Below are 14078 nucleotides of genomic sequence, written 5' to 3'. Positions count from 1 at the left end.
TTCGGCCATCTCCCTTAAAAGTATTCGACACACTTTTAAGATAGCCGGTCTTTAGGCGTGGGTCAATTTTTGCCCGGCGCTCCAGGTCTATTTTACTCCGGCGGTGACACACGCCCAGCCATGCGGTTGACGCGCCATGCTGATCATGGTACACTTATTCCATATACTCCCAGGAGGTATGCCCTTGATTTCCTATGCCAGCGCTGTTTTATGCTCTGTGGGGCTCCGGCTGTGGCTGATTTTTGCCGCCGGGGCCATGGTTCTTTGGTATTTGTTGGGGCGGCAGGAGATTGCCCTACGGTCTGCCATCATCTATACCGCCTTTGTCCTGATGCTCACCCTTTTCTCCCGAGAGGGAAACCATCAGCAGGCGGCAGCATGGATCCCCCTATGGTCCTGGGGCCAGGTGCTGTTCCACGGGAACCGTGCGCTCTTCTTTCAGATCTGTCTGAACATGCTTCTCTTTGTCCCTCTGGGGGCGCTGCTTTGCTGCTGCCGATGGGTGCAGCAGCAACAGCGGCCCCTGCTGACCATTTGCCTCACTGGTCTGGTTCTCTCTGCCGCCATCGAGACCACCCAGCTTCTCTTTCATCTGGGTCTTTTTGAGTGGGATGATATGCTTCACAACACCGTGGGCTGTCTCCTAGGCGGACTGACGACAACACATCTAGTAGTCGTCAAAGGAGCAGGCGGATAGACTTGCATAAGAAAATAGTGCTGGAACGTAGCAAACCGTTCCAGCACTATTTCTGTATGAGAGTCTATCTGCCGCTTGCTTCGGCAAGCACTTCTCACTCAGCGATCTTTTCCATAAAACGCATCAGCATAGTGGCTACTTCCGCACGGGATGCAACACCCTGGGGATCCAGGCGACTGCCGTCCTTACCATTCAGCAGGCCGGAACCCACGGCCCACTTTACTGCGTCCACGGCCCAGTCGCCGGTCTGATCCGCATCCAAAAACGCGCTCAGATCATCGGAAGCGCTCACGTCATAGCCCTTATACTTGGCATAACGATACAGGATGGTAGCCAGCTGCTCACGGGTAATAGAGTCGTTGGGACCAAAGCGGCCATCGCCGTAGCCCTCCATGATACCTTCCGCCGTAGCCCAGCGGACAGCCTCGGTATACCAGGTATTGGGCTCCACATCGGGATAGGCCATGATATGATCCACCTGAGCCTCTCCCTCGACCCGCCAGAGAATGGTGGCCACCATGCTGCGGGTGGTGGTAAGCGTGGGAGCAAAGGTAGTAGCGGAGGTGCCCTCCATCAAGCCGTTATCATAGACATATCGCACGGAGTCATAGAACCAATCATTCTCCGCCACATCCACAAAGGGCATATCGTCCACAATCTCAGCAAAGGTGACGTTCACGCTCACCTCGGAGGCAGGCATGGTAAAGGTGTACTTACCGTTGCCCTTATCCTCAACCTCCACTTCATTGCCGTCCTCATCCACAACGCTCAGAGAGGCAACCTCATAGCCGGTATCAGGGGTAACCGTGATGGTGACCAAAGTGCCCTTGGAGGCACGGGTAGGAGTGGTCTTCACTTCGCCGTTGGGGGTATCCACAGCTTCAATCTCATAGGTGGGCTTGGAGGTGCCGCTGCCGGAGCCGGATTCGCTGCCGGAGCTGGCGGTGGGAGAGATGATGGTAATGCAGGTATCACTGGCCAGAACCGCAGAGGTAACGCCATAGTAAGGGATACTGCCGCTCGTGCTGGTCAGCACGATAGCGCCGGTTGTCTCAACCGAGCTTGCGCTTCTGATGCAGTCCCATACCTGAGACATGCTGAGATCATCAGAAAACGTCATTTGGATGGGCGCCTGCAGCGCAGCCGACACCTCGCCGGCGGACTCGTTGCCCCACGTCGAGATGGCAGCTTCATCAAGTTTAAATTCCACGCTGATCCGATTGCCGTTTCTGGTGGTGCTGACCCAATCGAAAATTTTGCTGGCTTCAATCTGGTCAACGCTGGCTTTCAGCGCATCCTCGGTAAACTCGCTGATCAGAGGATTCTCAGCGGTGCAGGTGAACCGCAGCGCTTTCAGATTCTTGGTGTCCGCACGGTTCACATCAACGATTTTCGCAATCTCCTCAGAGATGGCGAGGTCCGCCCGAAGAGACACATGATAGACGCTGCTGGAATATGTAACATTACCACTCAGCGTCAAGGTTCCACCCTGGGGGACCTCATCCGCCGCAAAAGCGGCAGGTACCAATGCGGCAGTCATCACCGCTGCCAGCGCCAGGGATGCCAGACGCTTCCACATTTTCCTCTTCATAATTTCTGTCCTCCTTCATTTGAGTATCCACTCAAAAGAAACTTACTCATATGATAAACCATTTCTGGAGTATTTTCCAGTGTTTTAACAAATTTGTCATATTCAATATGAGGCGTTCAAATTCAGATGCCGGACTGGGATCTCTTTGAACACATCCTGCCGGTGTGTGGCTGCAATTGCAGCGGGCCAACGGGCTGTCAGACTGTTCCACACCTGCATCTCCGTATCCCGGTCCAGGGCGGATGTGCTCTCATCCAGCAAAAGGACCTGCGCGCCGGAGAGGAGCGCCCGGGCGATGGTGATCCGCTGCCGCTGGCCTACAGAAAGCCCTTCCCCGCCTTCGCCTACCAGCGTATCCAGCTTCTGGGGCAGGCTGTCCACAAAACCGCATTGCGCCAGTTTCAGCGCCCCTTGCAGCTCCGCCTCGGTTGCGTGGGGACAGGCCAGCAGAAGGTTTTCCCGCAAGGTTCCGGAAAACAGCACCGGCGTCTGAGGCACCAGAGAAAACAGGTGTCTGGTGGCTGCGGAACAGGGAAAGCATCCCTGATCGGTCTCCAGCACGATTTCTCCCTCCTGGGGACGATAGAGCCCAAGAATCAAGCGGTACAAAGTACTCTTTCCGCGGCCGGAACTGCCGGTCAGACAGGTCCATCCGTTCAGATCCACGCTGGCATTCAGATTTTGAAAGACCGGTCGTTCCTCCCCCGGATAGCAGAAGGTCACATTGCGAATGTGTATGGCCCGGCATACGGCCCCCTCCGGCGGGCGCTCGCCGTCCGGTTCGTCTTCCAGGTCCCACAACTCTAATACACGGTCCTCCGCCGCGTCCACAGCCGCAAGCCGGCTGTGCAGGCCGCTCAGGCCCGCCACCGGTGTGCGAAAGAGATTGGCCAGCTGGAGCAGGGCCGTCAGTCCGCCGAAGGTAAGCCCTCCGGTGCCAATGGCTACGCCGCCCCAGATCAGAAGGGCGGCGGATGCCAGCTGGACAAGCACGGAAAATCCCGTGCTTCCTCCCAGGGTCACCAGGCGCAGCCGCGCCCGGTCCTGTCTCCAGCGCTCCTGGTATGTACGCAGGCGGCGGCTGCCCTCCACGGGGTCCACCGCACTGCGGCGCAGCTCCAGGTGCTCCAGGCTCTCCTGCAATTCAGAGGTCAGACGGTCTCCGCTGGCCAATACGGCCTTGTGTTTCCGCTTCAGGTACCCTCGGAGCACGCTGGCCACCGCCATTGCCAGGCAGCCTGCCGCCAGCACTACCCCTGTAATCATGGGAGCCAGCACGGCCAGTGCAATCAGGGCCCCGCCCAGCCGGATCAGCTGGCCCACCGTAGCTGGGAAAATTACGGTGTAGCGCTGACACAGCATGCGGCAGTCGCCAATCAAGCGGCTGAAGATCTGGCCGCTGTGATACGGCTCCAGACCGGCGCAGTCCTTTTTGCCCAACCGCTGCATGCTGATTTGCTGGAGCAGCAGCAGGCCCTGATCGGTCAAACGCTCTGACCAGGCATTGGTAATCCCGTTCAGCACGGGAATCCCTACGGCCAGCAGGCCCAACGCCACGCACCAGAGGGTAAAGCGGCTCCCCAGTCCCATGGCGCTGTCCAGCACCTTCTGGCTCACCAGCGCCAATGCCACCAGCAGCACGGAAGAGAGCGCGGTCAATCCGCTCAGCACAATACCTTTCCGCCGCCAGGGTTTCAGCAGCTCCTTGAGCTGCTTACGGGAGGTCTGACACATGGTTCTTCCTCCTACCCACAATGCGCCGCAGGCGGCGATACACTCCGCTCACCAGCCGCCGGACGGGCCGCACCGCCAGCCAGAATCTCCAGTACAGGCCATAGACAGGGCTGGCGCAAGCCACCCAGCGGCCCCGCCAGGTAAAGGCCAGCGCTTTGGCAATCACAGAGCCCCGCTCCACACCCTGCTCCAGGATGCTCTGGGCATCTCCGCAGCAGGTACAGCTGGTTTCGGTCACGGCGGTGATCCGATGGAGCACATACGCGCCCGATGGTCTACGGTAGAGGATCACATCCCCCCGGCGCAGAGATTCCGCCGGGGCAAGGCGCACCCTGCTTTTCCCGTCCCACAGCATAGGACGCATGCTGCGGCCGGTGGCAGTCAGTTCCGCCTGCCCGCCGGAGCAGATGACTTCCTCCAGCAGGGGAGAAAGATCCGCCATTGAGATGATGCGATCCACTCCAAATCCCCTTACTGCCCCAGCAGATCGCCCAGGTCCACGGACCCATCAGGGCCGATCTCAATTACGTTCTGGGACTCCTCATACTTCTCCTTGGCCGCATTGTACCAGGTAAAGAAGTCGGAAACGCTGTCAAAGCGGTAATACAGTGCCTCCTGCTCTGCCGGCGTCATGGCCTGATACTCTTCCCAGGTATAGTCCTCCGGGTCCTTGTCCGGCGTGGTAGTACCGCCGGTATTTCCACCCGTGCTGCCACCAGTACTGCCGCCGGTATTTCCACCGGTGCTGCCGCCGGTACTGCCACCAGTGCTTCCTCCGGTACTGCCCCCGGTGGAAATGGGCTCGCCCTCCTGGATCTTGCTGGCCTCGGTCAGCTGCCGCAGGGTAAAGACCCCATCTTCCATCAGCTGATCGGACAGCGTCTTGTCCTCATCTTCCATATCAGCAGACAGGGCATTCCAAAATACCTCCACCGCCTCGCCTCGGGTAAAGGTGCCGTCATCCGAATCGGCATCGGTCAGGCCAGCCAGTCTGGCCAGCGTATACGGCTTGTCCCAGGTGAAATCGGCTCCCTCGCCGCTGTCCTCATAGCCCAGAGCCCGCAGCGTCATGGTGAGGAACATGGTCTCCGACAGCTCCATAGTACTGCCGAAACGGATGCTGGATACACCGTTGCTCAGTCCCTCGGACCAGGCACAGCTGACGTAACCGTCTGCCCAGTCGGCCACGTCCTGGAAGGGGTGGTGGGGTGCCTTGTCGGCCTCATCCTCCAGGCCCAGCATACGCACCAGCATGGTGATGCCTTCCACCCGGGTCATCTGGCGGTCCAGTTCAAAGCCGGAACCGGTTCCCAGAAACAGCTCCAGGTGATTCAGTGCCTCCGCCGTATTCTGCTGGGTACTGCTGTACGCTGCCGCAGGCAGGGTAGTTGCAGGAACTGCCAGCAGCGCCGCGGTAAGCGCCATAGAAACTGCTTTCTTCATAGCACAACCTCCTGTGTTTTCTATGCTTGTTCCGCGTACCGGGACAAGCCGGAGCATCTCCGACCCATCCCGCGGCGCGGAACGCGCCGGGTTATTCGCTCAGGCAGTTGGCCTGACGCAGAATTTCCAGAAATTCATCCATGTCCTGCTCCGCCTGGACCGGGTCTACCTCATAGGTGTCGGTGAGAGCGGCAATCAGTTCCGCTCGGCCGCCCCCCTGCTCCAGGGTCCGCCACAGCAGGGCCCCGGAATCATTGAGGCTGATCATCCCGTCAAAGTCCACGCAGGCGCGGCCGGCGGGCACGACTACCCAGCTGCCGGCCACCTGCCGAAGCATAAAGCCTTCTTTGAGTCTCATCCAAACCGCTCCTTTGCCGCCCGGGTCATGGTATCCCGGCACAGTGCGGCCGTCTCCCCGTTGGGTGGGCCACTCATTTCAAAAATAGGGATCTCGGTCACCAGCCCTTCCACCAGAGGAAGCAGCTGATCCATCTGCCTGGGCCAGAGCTGATAGAGAGTCTGGCTCATGATACTGCGGATGGCTTCCAACGGCTCCATGGGACGGATCTGGACATGCCCATCGTCCCGGCGCAGAAAACAGATCCCGCCCAGGGGCGTTTTTTGGTTCTGGTTGATGCCGTCCTTGCCGCACCACGGGGTACCGTAGGCGCACCACCCCTCCTCCATGCGGCGGAGGGCCGGCTTGTCGTCGTTGAAGATCACCGCGCCGAATTGGTCACGCCACAGCCGGGTGCGGGTGGATTTTCCCGCCCCGCAGGGGCCGGAAAACAGGTAAGCCCGTCCCTCATGCTCCACCGCCGAGGCGTGGAGCATCAGGCCATGAAAGCCCAGCAGCCCAAGATAGAACTGGATGCCGGACTCCATGTAGGCCATATAGTCCTCGCTCAGCGTGGGCCAGGCTTCCGGCCGGTAGTCCTCCCGGCGGATCACAATGTCCGCCGGGAGGGCCGATTCCGTCCGGTAGTCCCGGCAGCGGCGGTCCATACCGTCCGCCGCCGGGATCTCCACCAGAAGTTCCGCTACTTGACAGAGCATGATCAGTCCAGCAGCTGGTAAGAGCTCTTGTCGTTCAAAGCATCATCATTGGAAAACGGTATGACACCGGCTCCGCCACCGACAGTTGGGTCGGAGGTCAAATTCAGGTCTGCACCTCCGCTCATTAGTTCTTCTTCCAGCCGAAAGGACAACACTTCCGCCTTCGGCTTTTCATATGCTGTTTTCTTGCTCATACTTCTGTCCTTTCACAATTACTCCCCAAGATTCAAGGAGTAGCTCATTGGGTCAGATTCAGTACCCACAGACGGCACAGTATCTACTGCGGGGGTAACTGTCATAGTCCGTTCACCCAACAGATTCGTGTTAGTAACATTGAGATAGAAGCCCAGTTGATCCTGCGTATACTGGCTGCTTACCACTTGGTCAGCAATCCAATGGATGAACTCACTGTTGAAACTGAACCAAGAATCACTCGCCGTTTGATCCGAGAACTGATATTTGCTCTTAACTTTTACGCCATGATTCTCATTGCCGGTCTTCAGCAAATTCCAAGCTTCCTCATCGGTAAAGGTAAGCTTAAACCAGAACTGCACTGTATTGGCTGCTCCAGGCTCATACATCCGCAGAGTAGTCAGTTGATAGGTATACAGCCGATAGCCGCCATTAGTGCTGTCATAAATAGGCAGGCTGGGGTTATCCTTGTGGATGGTATAAGAACTTTCCTTAAGCTTCAGCAGGCCGTCACCCTCGGTGGAATCTACTACCTTACCAAAGACACTAAAAGTACCGCTATTAGTTGTATCGAGGGTTTTACCAGCCAGGTCCAGAGTTACATTAGGACCAACAGTTACATAGCCAGTAGTCGTGACATTCTTCAGCAGCTGGACGGTGCCGGAGTCGGCCTTACCAAGCAGAGCACTCAGCATGCCGGCCTCAGTAGTAGCGTCTGTTTTGATCCAGATGGCCTCGGCGTTTGCAGCCACATCGACGGTCCAGTAACCGTCGCCAGTGGTGTTCTGGGTCGCCTCATAATACGGGGCCAGATAATCTTTCTTCGGCTCCTCAGAGAAGCTGCCGCCGGAGATGGCGATGGTGGCGCTGGTAGTCTGATCCCCATTGGGCTGCTGAATGCCAAACGCACCGGTAAATTTGCCGCCGGTGATGGTAACCGTACCAGCAGCTGCGTCTTGGCGGCTCCCCTTACCATTATGGGTAACGGCAAAGGCATACGCCGCGCTAACGGAGCCGCTGCTGTTGGGCGTAAAACTAGGCTCCGCCTCATTCGTGGTTTCCAGGACGGTATTCTCGCCAGAAATGATCACATCTGTAAACTTCACTTCCACAGCGGTGTCGCCCTTAATCTGACTGTTCTCAATGATCAGCTTCTGCAGGCCCTGCTCAGGATCAGCGGCATTGGTCTTGCTGTTGGCTACATAAACACCCGCACCGCCGGAATAGCTATCCGTAATGCTACTGTCCTTAATGGTGATCGTAGTACCGCCAAACGAGCCGTTTTGATATACACCGAAATACTTGGATGTAATGGTTGCACCATCAACATTAATGGTATTGTTCGGTCCCTGACCCCAAACAGCCACATCTCCAGAATCAATGGTTCCGTAGACATTGATGGTTGCATTGCCCTCGTCAGCCTTATTGTTGGTGGCCAAAATTCCGGCATTGGCGGCAGTAATCTTTGCATCGCTTGCCAGTGTAATCGTACTGCCTGTGAAGCCGAACACGCTAGCGCCAGTGTTATTGGTGGTCTTCAGCTCACCATTTTCCAGGGTGAAGGAAACATTCCGATTGACCAAGAATGTATAATCCGCCGTGGAGCTGATGGTCTTGTCATTCAGATTCAGCGTAATATTCTTAGAAATAATAACTCGGTCAGTCAGTGCAACATTTTGAAGCAGTTTGATGGTATCTCCGGATTTAGCCTCTTTCAGAGCCTCTTCCAGAGTATCATACTTGGCGGTGCCGATCTGAGCCACCGGGCTCTTGACTATGCTCACAGTGCGGTCGCCATTGCGCTGTTCCTCGTATCCATCGGCGATGATAATATCGCTTTTGATCCACCCCGTAGCAGTATCAGTTTGCATATTGTATTTGCCGCCATAGAGGGTGATCTTTCCGTACAGAGTGTGTTCATACCATATTCCATCATTGAAAGCGTTGGCCTCAATGTAGGGGGTGTTGGGATCGCCGTGGATCGAAACGGTACCACTGGCATTGTAGATACCGTAAGCGGAGTTATACCGGCCCTGGTTTTCAACGGTGATCGTTCCGCCGTTCACCGTGGTCTTGCTGTCGCTGCCCTGGTTGTAAATGCCGTACACATCCCAGGCTTCGCTATATTCGGAGTAACTATTCAGTCTGCGCACCTCGATGGCGCCGCCATTCATGACCACCGTGGTACCACTGCTATACACGCCATACAGCGGCTTCTTCGAGCCTTCGCCGCCGGTCAGCTTCAGGGTACCAGCCTCCAGGGTAAGCTTGCCAGTATCATACCCATTATAAAGGATGCTCGTACGCGCCTTTTCGGCAGAGCCGTTCTCAGTCACCTCGATGGAGCCATTCTGGCCCTCGCTGTTGTCCGTAATGGTCAGCTCGCCATAGTTCTCGATCAAATTGAATCCTGCTGTGTTATTGAGCGTTGCGGTGATCTTGTGGCCGTTCAGGTCCAGGGTCATGGACTCGCCGTTATCAATCAACAGCGCATAGTCCTGCCCCGCGACCGGCTGCAGCTCCACATCCGCCAGCAGCTTCACGGTCTGGCCGGCAGTGGCGGCCTCGACCGCATCAATCAGGGACTGGTACTTCTGACCGCCGACGATCTCGGCGACATAGGTAGTAGCTTCCGCCACACCCCAGGTGCCGTCCTCATTAAGGACAGCCTCAAAGCCCTCGGCTACGTAGGTTCTATCCGAATTCTCAGGCTTATCCGAGGGGTCAAAGCAGAAGGAGCCGCCCTGAATACTGATGTCTGCAGTGCCATCCGCCCAGTTGGCATCAATGGCATTCACTACATACTTTGCATAGTTAGGTGCGAATTGAGCAATTGTTTTTGCCTGGATAAAGGTGCCATCCAGAATGGTCAGCTTACCCTCTGTTACCTGCACTGCCGTGGTTGCACCTGTAAAGGTGCCATTTTCAATGGTGAGTTTGGAGCCCTCAGTCAGTTCAATACCATAAGAGTTGTTGAACTTAGCCTCCGTATCAATCGTACCGTTGCCGGTGATTGTTACCTCAGCACCATCGGTAATATTGATTATCAGCAGTGTGCATTCAAAGGTATCTTCATGGTAGCGTTCATCCCAGGCAATCTTATAACCGGCAAGATCCAGCGTGAGGTTCTTGTTGATCACAATGTGCGGATGGACGTCACCGTTCTCTGTGGGGATATCAACAGGAATCAGGTCAATGTCTCCCAGCAGGGTAATGGTGTCGCCAGGCTTGGCAGCTTCCACAGCGCTTACCAGAGAATTGTAGGAGATATCACCAATCTTTGCCACATCACGGTTGTAGAGGTCCACCACCTTGCCGTTCACCTTGGCGCCGATGGAAACCTTGTCGGTACCGTAGGCACTATTGTAGAAGTCACCGTGGGCGGTAATGGTGTCTGTTACATTCTCTGTCCCGGACAGTGCCTTGTTCACCGTGGCGGTGCAGTTGGCGATAGTAGTGGTGTAATTCTGACTGCCGTTATACACCGTGCCCACCAGGGCGCCGAACTCGTCCGCCACATTTGTGTTAGGAGTCGTGAGGGTCAGGCTGCCCACATAGGTACAGTTTTTGAGGGTGTTGCCATAGTGGAGGATGCCCAGGATGCCGCCGATGTCTCCGGTGGAGCCGGTGACGTCGATCTTCACGTCGCAGTCGGAGACAGTGATATTCCCCTCGCCCATGAAGCCTACCAGGCCGCCCACATAGGTGCGGTAGGTGCCCACATTGTCAATGCTGTGCGCCTTCACATAGCTGCTCGTGTCACCGGTCACGTCCACATCGGTGATATTCGCATAGGCGTTTTTACCAAAAGCGCCGCCCACATAAGAGAAGCCATTCACCTGGATCGTACCGGTCACATTGATGTTGGTGTACTTGGAGGTATACGGGGTGCCCGCCACAGCGCCCACATCCAAATAGCCGGTCACATTGGCATTGTTCAGGGTAAAGTTCTTCACCTCACCGCCTGTGGTAAAACCAAAGAGGCCCACATCGCTCTGGGACGGTCTGTTGATGGTCAGGTTGGAGATAATATAGGTCTCCGTCACATTGCCATCCTCGTCGGTTGTCTTGGTACCGTCAAAGATACCCTGGAATTTATTGGTGCTGTTTCCAATTGGCTCCCAGTTCTCTACGCCGCTCAGATCAATATCGGCGCCCAGCTTGATATACTGCTTGCTATAGTTGGTTCCGCTATTGACGCTGTCGCGGAATCTGCCCAGCTGGGTTGCGTTCATGATGATATAGGGATCTTCCGCTGTGCCGCTGCCGGACTCAAAGATAGCGGTGTCTTCCACCACGCCCCAGGTGCCGTCTTCGTTCTGCTCAGGCTTAAAACCCTCGGCGAAAAATTCTTCGCTAGGCATAGAGGAGAAGGTGCCGCCGGAAATGCTGGCTCCGCCCTTGGCATAGTCTGTATTATCCACTGTAATAGCGGTCTTTTCCGCATCGCCGCCGATAAAGGTGCCGCCCTTGATCATGACGGTGGAGTCTTTACCGGCGCCGCTGTCGGGGGGAGGATTGTCATTGCCCACCAGCACGGCGGTCTTAGAAACGGACTGGAAGGTACCGTCATAGATGGTAACCGCAGTCTCATAGGACTCGCCGGTAAAGTATCCGGCATAGAAGGCACTGGATCCAGTGGTGTGCACATCACAAGCCACAGTCTCATAGACGCCGTTATAAATGTCAGCCGTACCGCCAATCACAGCCAGGCCGCCCTGAACGCCCGTGACCTTCACGCTGTCTGCGGCAGTGCCCTCAATCTTCAGGTAGGCATTTTCAGAGCTCTCGCCGCTGCGGACGGTATAGCCCCATTTGCTACCATCGCAGGAAGAGCAGGAGGTGTTCTTGAAGGTACCGGCGGTGATGGTCATGTTACCGCGATTCTCAACGGCGGGGTAAGTCTCATTCTCATAGTAACCGCCATTGATGGTGGTAGTAGTATTCACCTCGGTACCAATGCAGCCGCCGCCGCCATAAATGGTGGGAGTTCCAAAGGTAGCGGTACCGCCATTTCTGTTGTAGAAGGTACTGGCATTGGACTCTTTCAGATTCTTATAAGTACCGTTCTCTACGGTGAGAGTACCATAGTTGTTGACAGCGCCGTAGCCGTTTGCACCGGCAGCGGTCACGTCAATGGTACCATTGCCAGTAATGGTGAGCGTACCATTGTTGGTAAATACGCGGGTGGAGAAGCCCTCACCAGCGGTAATGGTGTGGCCCTTCATATTGAAGATCACATTTTTAGCCTCACCAATGGTGATGGGAGCGGACACCGCAATATCCTTCAGCAGGGTGATGGTTGTCTCCTGGTCATCTTCCACCGCAGCAAAAGCCGCTTCCAGGGTCTCGTAGCTCTGACTACCGATCAAAGCCACACTGCCGATTTTCACTATCAGGTTGCCTATAATTTCATAATTCTCATCATGTACCAGCGACGCATTCTCGCCAAACGTCACATTGGTAAGGGCGGGAGGGGGATCTTCTCTCCAGCTGCCCCATTCAAAGGGTCCGTTAATGGTGCAGTTGGAAAGCCCCTGTACATTCTGCCAGGTGCGCAGGTATCCATTGAAGGTTCCACCGGCAATCTGTCCCCGGGAAAAGCATTGGGCTTTCCCATTAAAGGTGCCGCCGTAAAACTCGGTGGCCTGCGCATCAGTGCCCTCTCCATAGGTACCATCATGGATATCATAGGCACACACCCAGGTCTCATCACTGCCCAGCTTGGCCTGGAATGTGCCGTCCCTGATGGTATTTACCTGTACGCCGTTCTTATACGTTCCGCCGTACAGGGTGGTCCAGGACTGATTCCACCTGTAGCTATTAAATACGCAGAAGCTACTTCCACCTGAGTAGGTACCACCGTAGATCTTCAGATGCAGATTGTTACCATAGACCGCCACGGCAAAGTTTGCATTCTCACCGGCGATCACCGCGCCGGTCTGGGCTTCGCTCTTATCATAGATATTTACAGCGACTTCAGCACCCTGACCGCCTACCACATGGATAGCATCACGGATCTGCGTGCTCACGTGCCCGCTATTCTCACAATTCCACTGGCACATACTGGCGGGACAGCCAAATGCACTGCACCACTCCATGGTGGTGGAGCCGGTCTGCCGGATGGTGTAGCCGTTGAGATCCAGATCCACGGACTTGTCAATGATGAGCACTTCGGTCAGGTCAACATTCTCAATCAGTTTCACGGTCTCGCCGCTCTGAGCCGCCTCAATGGCCGCCTCCAGGGTGGGATAGGGCTTACCATCAATCTCGGCTACGCCAGCCGCAGGCTCAACGGTCTCCTTCTCCCACTTGGCATAGAGGGTGGTATTGGCAGTCACGGTATCCGCAGTAAAGTCCCACTGTGTAACAAAGGTATCCTCTTTATACCATCCGCCAAAGGCGTCCCCCTCTTTGCTGGGTTCAGCAGGCTGGGCAATGGTATTCCCCTCCTGGCTAAAGGCGGTATGGTATACCTGGCTCTCATTCATGAAGGTGACGGTGTACACCGGAGTGCTGTCAGTGCCTTCTCCAGCGGCAATTTTCAGCGTCACACCGGGTTCCAGCTCCATGGGCATAGCTGCAATCGCTTCCATGGTAGTGCTCGCAGGGAAAATGACCGTAGCCCCCTGCTGCACCTTCATCACACCGTTACCCTGGAGATCCACCAGCTCAAGATTCGTGTCAGCGGGAATGGTCAGCACGGCGTCATCCATCAGGGTAATGCCCGCTCCCAACTCACTGAAGTAATTTCCGTCGGCGGTGTTCAGCGTAATACTGCCATAGATACTAGAAGAACTTATTATTTCTATAACGTCACTATCAAATTTGAGTTCCGAGACGGTAACAATGGCATTCAGATCCGCGCCTGTATCAACCGCAACAGGGTCTGCGTCGATCATATAGGAATAAACAGTTGCACCACCTGTAACCGTCAGTTTACCCCCTACGCTTACCTTCTCCACATTCAGGGTGCCGTTACCTGTAATGGTCAGATCACCTTTGCACCGAATGTCGTATGGCGAATCCGCGTTTGAACAGCTCACAGTGCTGCTGCTGTTGAGTTCAATCGTGGATCCGTCCGGAAGAATAAAGGCGAAGTAGTCATTAAACCCGTCATTTACCGCTTCCGAAATCGTTCCGCCGGTCAGCACCAGCGTCTTGGTGCTGTTTACCCAGCTCCAGCCGGACCCAGTGCAGTCACTCGTACCTTCCAGTGTAAAGTCTGTTGATACAGAAGCTGTATCAACTGCCAGTGCGCTTACCGGCAGCATGGTGAGCAACATGCAAAGTGTCAGCAGGATGCTGGCTGCTTTTCTTCCGACTTTTTTCATGCAGTTTCCTCCTCACTTCTTCTAATGCGCT

The 14078-nt window shown here is 55.7% G+C and carries 9 protein-coding genes; 1 reads left to right on the top strand and 8 read right to left on the bottom strand.

Translation table 11 applies throughout. The features are described 5' to 3' along the window. Nucleotides 1-178 precede the first annotated feature (178 nt). Nucleotides 179-697, top strand: coding sequence for a VanZ family protein (locus B5G34_RS16745; protein ID WP_162609517.1), 519 nt, complete (start codon nucleotides 179-181; stop codon nucleotides 695-697). A gap of 94 nt (nucleotides 698-791) precedes the next feature. Here the strand turns inward: B5G34_RS16745 and B5G34_RS18845 are convergent, their stop codons facing one another. The 8 genes from B5G34_RS18845 to B5G34_RS16705 form a co-directional block, all read right to left on the bottom strand. Beyond that, on the bottom strand, nucleotides 792-2288 hold the full coding sequence (locus B5G34_RS18845) for an S-layer homology domain-containing protein (RefSeq protein ID WP_162609516.1): 1497 nt from the start codon (nucleotides 2286-2288) through the stop codon (nucleotides 792-794). Between the two features lie 102 nt (nucleotides 2289-2390). Then, entirely contained in the window at nucleotides 2391-4022 is a 1632-nt protein-coding gene (locus B5G34_RS16735; RefSeq protein WP_087340232.1) for an ABC transporter ATP-binding protein, read from the bottom strand. After that, nucleotides 4003-4482 (bottom strand): S24/S26 family peptidase, encoded by a 480-nt coding sequence (locus tag B5G34_RS16730; RefSeq protein WP_162609515.1) that lies wholly within the window; start codon nucleotides 4480-4482, stop codon nucleotides 4003-4005. Before B5G34_RS16730 ends, B5G34_RS16735 begins: the two co-directional genes overlap by 20 nt. Nucleotides 4483-4493: 11 nt before the next feature. Continuing rightward, nucleotides 4494-5465, bottom strand: a complete 972-nt coding sequence (locus B5G34_RS16725) for a hypothetical protein (protein ID WP_087340227.1) — start codon at nucleotides 5463-5465, stop codon at nucleotides 4494-4496. A 91-nt stretch (nucleotides 5466-5556) separates the two neighbouring features. Beyond that, entirely contained in the window at nucleotides 5557-5823 is a 267-nt protein-coding gene (locus tag B5G34_RS16720; protein WP_087340225.1) for a PqqD family protein, read from the bottom strand. After that, the gene (locus B5G34_RS16715; RefSeq protein WP_087340223.1) at nucleotides 5820-6521 is read right to left on the bottom strand and encodes a hypothetical protein; all 702 of its coding nucleotides are present in this window, start codon (nucleotides 6519-6521) and stop codon (nucleotides 5820-5822) included. The genes B5G34_RS16720 and B5G34_RS16715 overlap by 4 nt, the downstream gene beginning before the upstream one ends. Nucleotides 6522-6523: 2 nt before the next feature. Further along, nucleotides 6524-6715: a hypothetical protein gene (locus tag B5G34_RS16710; RefSeq protein ID WP_087340221.1), complete on the bottom strand. Its 192-nt coding sequence runs from the start codon at nucleotides 6713-6715 to the stop codon at nucleotides 6524-6526. Nucleotides 6716-6733: 18 nt separating this feature from the next. After that, complete coding sequence (locus B5G34_RS16705) at nucleotides 6734-14047, bottom strand: InlB B-repeat-containing protein (RefSeq protein WP_087340219.1); 7314 nt, start codon at nucleotides 14045-14047, stop codon at nucleotides 6734-6736. Between the last annotated feature and the right edge of the window lie 31 nt (nucleotides 14048-14078).

Origin of the sequence: Flavonifractor sp. An82, from assembly GCF_002159265.1 — a bacterium.
In the GTDB taxonomy this organism is placed as follows: domain Bacteria; phylum Bacillota; class Clostridia; order Oscillospirales; family Oscillospiraceae; genus Flavonifractor.
This window is presented reverse-complemented; position numbering and strand designations above follow the sequence as displayed.

Excerpts from the sequence above, each read along its gene's own strand:
- B5G34_RS16715 (WP_087340223.1), bottom strand. The coding sequence starts at position 6,521 with ATGCTCTGTCAAGTAGCGGAACTTCTGGTGGAGATCCCGGCGGCGGAC.
- B5G34_RS16725 (WP_087340227.1), bottom strand. The coding sequence starts at position 5,465 with ATGAAGAAAGCAGTTTCTATGGCGCTTACCGCGGCGCTGCTGGCAGTT.
- B5G34_RS16745 (WP_162609517.1), top strand. The coding sequence starts at position 179 with ATGCCCTTGATTTCCTATGCCAGCGCTGTTTTATGCTCTGTGGGGCTC.
- B5G34_RS16710 (WP_087340221.1), bottom strand. The coding sequence starts at position 6,715 with ATGAGCAAGAAAACAGCATATGAAAAGCCGAAGGCGGAAGTGTTGTCC.
- B5G34_RS16705 (WP_087340219.1), bottom strand. The coding sequence starts at position 14,047 with ATGAAAAAAGTCGGAAGAAAAGCAGCCAGCATCCTGCTGACACTTTGC.
- B5G34_RS16735 (WP_087340232.1), bottom strand. The coding sequence starts at position 4,022 with ATGTGTCAGACCTCCCGTAAGCAGCTCAAGGAGCTGCTGAAACCCTGG.
- B5G34_RS18845 (WP_162609516.1), bottom strand. The coding sequence starts at position 2,288 with ATGAAGAGGAAAATGTGGAAGCGTCTGGCATCCCTGGCGCTGGCAGCG.
- B5G34_RS16720 (WP_087340225.1), bottom strand. The coding sequence starts at position 5,823 with ATGAGACTCAAAGAAGGCTTTATGCTTCGGCAGGTGGCCGGCAGCTGG.